Raw genomic sequence first — 7,494 nt, forward strand, 5'->3', positions numbered from 1 at the left:
CTTAGCCTGAACGGTTACTGTTCGCTTTCATCGGTGTATCGTTTCGCTTTATATGCCGGGTGCATCAGGTTCTGGGCGGAGAAGATATCGTCCAGCTCGGCTTCGGTCAACAGTCCGCGCTCCAGTACGACTTCACGCACGCTCTTACCGGTTTCGGCGCAAATCTTACCGACGATGTCGCCGTTATGGTGGCCAATGAACGGGTTAAGGTAGGTGACGATCCCGATGGAGTTGTACACGTAGCCTTCGCAGACTTCTTTATTCGCGGTAATGCCGTTGATGCATTTTTCCAGCAGGTTATAGCAGGCGTTAGTCAGGATGTGGATAGATTCGAACATCGCCTGGCCAATCACGGGCTCCATGACGTTCAGCTGCAGCTGACCGGCTTCAGAGGCCATGGTTACGGTCGTATCGTTACCAATAACCTTGAAGCAAACCTGGTTCACCACTTCTGGCACTACCGGGTTCACTTTCGCTGGCATGATGGACGAACCGGCCTGCAGTTCTGGCAGGTTGATTTCGTTCAGGCCAGCGCGTGGGCCGGAAGAGAGCAGACGCAGGTCGTTACAGATTTTGGACAGTTTCACCGCCAGACGTTTCAGGGCGCTGTGTACCATGACGTAGGCGCCGCAGTCGGAGGTGGCTTCAATCAGATCTTCTGCAGGTACGACTGGCAGGTTAGAGACTTCAGCCAGTTTCTGAACCGCCAGCTGCTGATAACCGTCCGGCGTGTTCAGACGTGTACCGATGGCGGTGGCGCCCAGGTTCACTTCCAGCAGCAGCTCGGAAGTGCGCAGCAGGTTTTTGGTTTCTTCATTCAGCAGCACGTTAAACGCGTGGAATTCCTGACCGAGGGTCATTGGCACCGCATCCTGCAACTGGGTACGACCCATTTTCAGAATGTCCTGGAACTCAACCGCTTTGCGCTGGAAACCGTCGCCCAGCTGGTTGATGGCGTCGACCAGTTTCACAACGGAGGCATAAACCGCGATGCGGAAGCCGGTTGGGTAGGCGTCGTTAGTGGACTGACATTTGTTGACGTGATCGTTCGGGTTCAGGTACTGGTATTCACCTTTCTGGTGGCCCATCAGCTCCAGGCCGATATTTGCCAGTACTTCGTTGGTGTTCATGTTGACGGAGGTGCCCGCGCCGCCCTGATAGACGTCAACCGGGAACTGGTCCATGCATTTGCCGTTGTTCAGCACTTCATCGCAGGCCGCGATAATCGCATTTGCCGCGCTTTTAGGAATGGTTTGCAGCTCTTTGTTTGCCAGCGCTGCCGCTTTCTTCACCATCACCATGCCACGGACAAACTCAGGAATGTCGCTGATTTTGCTGTTGCTGATGTAGAAGTTTTCAATCGCTCTCAGAGTGTGGACACCGTAGTAGGCATCCGCTGGAACTTCCCTGGTACCCAACAAGTCTTCTTCGATACGAATGTTGTTTAACATGTGAACCTTCTTTTCAAGCTGCCGATGGATTGTACTAAACACACAGTATTTATGTGGTTTTGAATATTTTCTGACCGACGATTATTCCCTCAATCGGCCAATTGCTCGAGATCATATGCTGATGATAGCGAATTGCCGTAAGCTGGATCACTTATTATCGACCCGATTCCATGATAATTATTAATCTGTGAAATGGGTCACCGCTTTAATATTTCCAAAAAAAATATCCGTGCAAACCGATTGAATTTTAGCTAACCGTCCTCATCTCTTACAGACGCGTGTCGCGAACACATTCAGACAGGGGCCAAAAGGCACCTGCCACACAGGAGATGCCAGTGCGCTGGATACCGTTTATTGCTTTCTTTCTCTATGTTTACATTGAGATTTCGATTTTTATCCAGGTCGCCCATGTGCTGGGCGTCCTGCTGACGCTGATTCTGGTGATTTTCACCTCCGTCATCGGCATGTCGCTGGTGCGTAATCAGGGTTTCAAAAATTTCCTGTTAATGCAGCAGAAGATGGCCGCAGGCGAGAGCCCGGCGGCCGAGATGATCAAAAGCGTATCGCTGATTATTGCCGGTCTGCTGCTGATCCTGCCGGGCTTCTTCACCGACTTCCTCGGTCTGCTGCTGCTGTTGCCGCCGGTGCAAAAACACCTGACTATGAAGCTGCTGCCGCATCTGCGCTTTAGCCGGATGCCGGGTGGCGGGTTCAGCACCGGCCCGGGTGATACGTTTGAAGGGGAATACCAGCGTAAGGATGACCAACACGACCGTTTGGATCATAAAGACGATCGGTAATGACTTTGCCCGGTGACGCTTCGCTTACCGGGCGCGACTAAAGCGCCACCCACAGCCCTGCCAGCATGACGACGGCGTACATACTCTTCCATCCCACCATCATCAGCAACAGCAGGCAAAGCACTCCCCCGACAACGGCCAGTGCTTTATAGCGACCCTTCAACAGACGACAACCCGCCAGCATGCACAGCAGATAGATCATAATAAATATGCCGTTGGCATAGATGATTAGCGCATCCAGATTGATCTTAAGCGCGTAAATGCACAACGTGCTCACGACGCAACTTCCCAGCACGAGATTCAGCGCATTTAACGGCAGCTGACGTTTAGACAACTGCGCAAGACGGCTCTGCGGTTTATTGCGCGCCTGAGACCACACCAGCCGCGCAAAGCTCTGGATATAAATATTGAGGCTGGCAAAACAGGCCAGATAGCCAATCACACAGGCCACCCACAGCGCTTTTACGCCAAACAGCTGCACCACGATACCCGGCAGCGAAGCGGCGGCTGCTTTATCTGCGCCAAAGGCGTCGAAGTGCAACACCAGCACAGTACAGGCCCAGTAAACCGTGCCTGCGACCAACAGGCCAATCATCAGGGCTCGCGGAAAATCGCGCTCGGGATGCTTAAACTCCGACGCCAGATGGGCGAACGCTTCCAGACCGACAAAACACCAGAACATGACTGACAGCGCAGCGAAGAGCTGCGCATGATTGATATCGGTGATGGCCGGGAAGGGGATCTCCTCGACGCGAATATCACCTGCCCACCAGATAGCGGCGATGAGCGCGACAATCAGCACCGCGACGATCGTCTGCAGGTTAGCGCTGGAACTGGCCCCGCGTGAGCCCACACACCAGACGATAGCCAGCGTACCCAGTTCAGCCAGCAGCAGTGCTTCGTCATGCCAGCCGAAGAGCGCTTGCCCAAAGCCGGTTGCGATATGCAACGCCGCAGGCAGACCAACCGGAATGACGGAAAGGAACAGCCAGCCGGTGACGCGCTCCAGTCGTGGGCCAAACGCCATGCCGACAAAGTGCGCCACGCCGCCCGCGCTGGGAAAATGCCTTCCCAGAATGGCGAACACGATCGCAACCGGGAACACCAGCACAATCAGCACCGGCCACGCCCACAGGCTGTTATTACCGGCAACCAACGCCGCCAGTGCGGGCACCGCAAACACCCCTGTTCCTAACAAGGAGGTTGAGAGCAGACCTACCCCCTGCGCCAGCCCCAACTCCTGTTTGAGTCCACTCATTGACATCGTCCCGCCACCATTCAAAGAGAGCCGATGGTAACACTTTCGCAAATTTTTTTTCGACTCCCCCTTGAAGGGGTAAAAAGCTATCCCCATCTCTCAGGGCACTAGCCGGAAAACCGTGTGCGGCCCGGCGTCATCCATAACTGATAATGACTTTCTCAAAGGAGAGCTATCAATGAGTATTCGTCCGTTACATGATCGTGTGATCGTCAAACGTAAAGAAGTTGAAACCAAGTCTGCTGGCGGCATCGTTCTGACGGGTTCTGCAGCAGCAAAATCAACGCGTGGCGAAATCATCGCTGTCGGTAAGGGCCGCATCCTGGAAAACGGAACTGTGCAGCCACTGGACGTTAAAGTTGGTGACATCGTCATTTTCAACGATGGCTACGGCGTGAAATCCGAGAAGATCGACAATGAAGAAGTGTTGATCATGTCCGAGAGCGACATTCTGGCAATTGTTGAAGCGTAATTAACGCACGAAACTGTACGAATTTGAGGAAATAAGAACATGGCAGCTAAAGACGTAAAATTCGGTAACGACGCTCGTGTAAAAATGCTCCGCGGCGTAAACGTACTGGCAGACGCAGTGAAAGTCACCCTGGGCCCGAAAGGCCGTAACGTAGTGCTGGATAAATCCTTCGGCGCGCCAACCATCACCAAAGATGGTGTTTCCGTTGCACGTGAAATCGAGCTGGAAGACAAGTTCGAAAACATGGGCGCGCAGATGGTGAAAGAAGTGGCCTCTAAAGCGAACGACGCTGCAGGCGACGGTACCACCACCGCGACTGTACTGGCGCAGGCAATCATCACTGAAGGTCTGAAAGCCGTTGCTGCGGGCATGAACCCAATGGATCTGAAACGTGGTATCGACAAAGCTGTCGCGTCCGCTGTTGAAGAACTGAAAGCGCTGTCTGTACCATGCTCTGACTCTAAAGCGATTGCTCAGGTAGGTACCATCTCCGCTAACTCCGACGAAACCGTAGGTAAACTGATCGCTGAAGCGATGGACAAAGTCGGTAAAGAAGGCGTGATCACCGTTGAAGACGGTACCGGTCTGGAAGACGAACTGGACGTGGTTGAAGGTATGCAGTTTGACCGCGGTTACCTGTCCCCATACTTCATCAACAAGCCAGAAACTGGCGCTGTTGAACTGGAAAGCCCGTTCATCCTGCTGGCTGATAAGAAAGTCTCCAACATCCGCGAAATTCTGCCAGTGCTGGAAGCCGTTGCGAAAGCAGGCAAGCCGCTGGTTATCATCGCTGAAGACGTTGAAGGCGAAGCGCTGGCGACCCTGGTGGTTAACACCATGCGTGGCATCGTGAAAGTGGCTGCGGTTAAAGCACCTGGCTTCGGCGACCGTCGTAAAGCTATGCTGCAGGACATCGCTACCCTGACCGGTGGTACCGTAATCTCTGAAGAGATCGGTATGGAGCTGGAAAAAGCGACCCTGGAAGACCTGGGCCAGGCGAAACGTGTTGTGATCAACAAAGACACCACCACCATCATCGATGGCGTGGGTGAAGAGTCCGCTATTCAGGGCCGTGTTGCTCAGATCCGTAAGCAAATTGAAGAAGCAACGTCTGATTACGACCGTGAAAAACTGCAGGAGCGCGTAGCGAAACTGGCAGGCGGTGTTGCGGTAATCAAAGTCGGTGCGGCTACCGAAGTTGAAATGAAAGAGAAAAAAGCACGCGTTGACGATGCCCTGCACGCGACCCGTGCTGCGGTAGAAGAAGGCGTGGTTGCTGGTGGTGGTGTTGCGCTGGTGCGTGTTGCCACCAAACTGGCTGGCCTGTCCGGTCAGAACGAAGACCAGAACGTGGGTATCAAAGTTGCGCTGCGCGCGATGGAAGCGCCTCTGCGTCAGATCGTTTCCAACGCCGGTGAAGAGCCATCTGTTGTTACCAACAACGTGAAAGCGGGCGAAGGTAACTACGGTTACAACGCGGCAACAGAAGAATACGGCAACATGATCGACTTCGGTATCCTGGATCCAACTAAAGTGACCCGTTCTGCTCTGCAGTATGCGGCATCTGTAGCTGGCCTGATGATCACTACCGAGTGCATGGTGACCGACCTGCCTAAAGGCGACGCACCTGACTTAGGTGCTGCTGGTGGTATGGGCGGCATGGGTGGTATGGGCGGCATGATGTAATTGCCCCCTTCGCCCGGCAGCCATCAGGCGTTGGGCGTATCTACCTCTTAATAAAAAACCCCGGGCATCGCTGTCCGGGGTTTTTTGTTTTAGAACAGCAGTTGCATGACCCACATAGAGAGCAGAGCGTTAATTACGCAGACGCCAATAATATGCGGATAGTATTTAGGGTTTACCCCTGCCGTACCGAGACAGCGGCCGGTGTTTTGCACCGGATTACCCATCAGATAGATAGCCGGAAGCAGTACGGTGGCGTCATGCCCGCTGAGCGACCCTGCCACCACCAGGCTTGCGCAGACGCCCACGCCGCCGCCCATGCTCATCACCGACGCCAGCAACACGGTGGCGGCTTCTCCGGGCAGCCCCCACAGCGCCATAATCGGCTCGCAAACGCGGCCAACGATATCCAGCAATCCTGTTACCTTCAGCGCCTGGATGATCACAAAGGCCATTACGACGTTTGGCAGCAGGCTGGTGGTGGCGATGGTAAAGCCACGGCGAGCGCCGTCGATAAAGAGATCCATCAGGTTTTTACGCACTTCGGCGGTCATCTTCTCTCTCCTTGATCTGACGGGTTTCCATGTGCGCAATCCATGCTCTGAGAAAATTGGCACCTATAAATTTAAAGACAAGAATCACTGCCAGCGGGGTGATAACCGGCACGGTGATGCTGGTGAACAGCGCCGCGCCGGACGAGAAGTAATTGGTGATAATTGCGCTACCGCTGGTCTGAAAGGTGGCGAAAATCGCTCGTTCCCTGTCGCTGATAACGCCTTCATCGGCGAGCTCTTTGGTCATACCTGCAGCCGCATCGGTGTTTTGCAAATTGGCGATAAGCGCCAGAGAACAAATGCCTGGAATGCCCAGCAACGGTTTCAAAACGGGCGTCATCAATTGCTGTGCCGCCCGCAGCCCGCCCAGCCCTTCGGTCACTGAAATGATGCCCAGCGACAAAATAACAGACGGTGCAAGTTCCAGCGCAAACAGAAAGCCATCTTTTGCGCCGGTACCGCCTGTGCCGCGAAAAGAGACGCTTGCGGCGCCTTCGCCATTAACCTGGCCAAACGTGCCGTTCAGTACGGTGAAATCAAAGACTCGCCACCATTCGGTGGCTTTGGCGAAAAAGCCAGAAAAGAAAATGATGGTTAGAAAGAAAGCGAGATACCCTACCCGCGTCACTTTCCCCTGATTCGGGGATACTTCACTCATGTTGCCTCCTGTTTTTATGTTTCCCTGTCACCACACGCGCAAAAAATAAGCCGGTGGCCTGTCACTAAAAACGAAAAAGCATAAAAAAACGATATCCGCAGGGTGATTATCAGAATTCATTTAGGGGAGGCGAAGGCACCATTCGTGCTTGATATCTCGCAGAAACGCACGGAGGTTTTTCTTTTGGTCATCTTTTTAGTATAAGGTTTACACACGGACAACTACTGTCCAGCTTATTGAAAACGAGGAATAACATGCGCGTAAAAGTCTGTGCAGGGATTGTAGGAGCAGCATTGCTGCTGGCGGGTTGTAGCTCCAGCAATGAGCTGACTGCAGCGGGTCAGGGCGTTCGCTTTGTGGAAGATAAGCCGGGTAACGAGTGCCAGTTTTTAGGCACGGCAACCGGTGAGCAAAGCAACTGGATGTCGGGTCAGCACGGCGAAGAGGGCGGCTCTATGCGTGGCGCGGCCAATGCCCTGCGTAACCAGGCCGCGGCGATGGGTGGCAACGTGATTTACGGGGTAAGCAGCCCGACGCAGGGAATGTTATCCAGCTTCGTGCCAACCGCCAGCCAGATGAATGGCCAGGTCTATAAGTGCCCGAACTGATTGCCTTTTT

General features: G+C 53.9%; 8 protein-coding genes. 4 read left to right on the forward strand and 4 right to left on the reverse strand.

The features are described 5' to 3' along the window. Positions 1-14: 14 nt before the first annotated feature. On the reverse strand, positions 15-1,451 hold the full coding sequence (gene aspA / locus M8370_RS18620; RefSeq protein WP_003855923.1) for an aspartate ammonia-lyase: 1,437 nt from the start codon (positions 1,449-1,451) through the stop codon (positions 15-17). 335 nt (positions 1,452-1,786) lie between these two features. Here aspA and M8370_RS18625 point away from each other — a divergent pair, with 335 nt between their 5' ends. Continuing rightward, positions 1,787-2,251 carry an FxsA family protein gene (locus M8370_RS18625; RefSeq protein WP_013095258.1) on the forward strand — a complete coding sequence of 155 codons (465 nt, stop codon included), beginning with the start codon at positions 1,787-1,789 and terminating at the stop codon, positions 2,249-2,251. Between the two features lie 37 nt (positions 2,252-2,288). Here M8370_RS18625 and yjeH read toward each other — a convergent pair whose 3' ends face one another. Beyond that, on the reverse strand, positions 2,289-3,509 hold the full coding sequence (gene yjeH, locus M8370_RS18630) for an L-methionine/branched-chain amino acid transporter (protein WP_248068459.1): 1,221 nt from the start codon (positions 3,507-3,509) through the stop codon (positions 2,289-2,291). 178 nt (positions 3,510-3,687) lie between these two features. Here yjeH and M8370_RS18635 point away from each other — a divergent pair, with 178 nt between their 5' ends. Further along, positions 3,688-3,981, forward strand: a complete 294-nt coding sequence (locus M8370_RS18635; protein ID WP_003855929.1) for a co-chaperone GroES — start codon at positions 3,688-3,690, stop codon at positions 3,979-3,981. Between the two features lie 39 nt (positions 3,982-4,020). Further along, entirely contained in the window at positions 4,021-5,667 is a 1,647-nt protein-coding gene (groL, locus tag M8370_RS18640; protein ID WP_250021574.1) for a chaperonin GroEL, read from the forward strand. 89 nt (positions 5,668-5,756) lie between these two features. Here groL and M8370_RS18645 read toward each other — a convergent pair whose 3' ends face one another. Beyond that, positions 5,757-6,218, reverse strand: a complete 462-nt coding sequence (locus tag M8370_RS18645) for a YjiG family protein (RefSeq protein WP_023622425.1) — start codon at positions 6,216-6,218, stop codon at positions 5,757-5,759. Continuing rightward, complete coding sequence (locus M8370_RS18650) at positions 6,199-6,876, reverse strand: nucleoside recognition domain-containing protein (RefSeq protein WP_250021575.1); 678 nt, start codon at positions 6,874-6,876, stop codon at positions 6,199-6,201. Before M8370_RS18650 ends, M8370_RS18645 begins: the two co-directional genes overlap by 20 nt. A 254-nt stretch (positions 6,877-7,130) precedes the next feature. On the opposite strand from M8370_RS18650, the gene M8370_RS18655 reads away from it, so the two are divergent. Then, entirely contained in the window at positions 7,131-7,484 is a 354-nt protein-coding gene (locus tag M8370_RS18655; protein WP_013095263.1) for a DUF4156 domain-containing protein, read from the forward strand. Positions 7,485-7,494 lie beyond the last annotated feature (10 nt).

This window comes from Enterobacter cloacae complex sp. OE43NF, assembly GCF_023544405.1.
Lineage (GTDB): Bacteria > Pseudomonadota > Gammaproteobacteria > Enterobacterales > Enterobacteriaceae > Enterobacter > Enterobacter cloacae.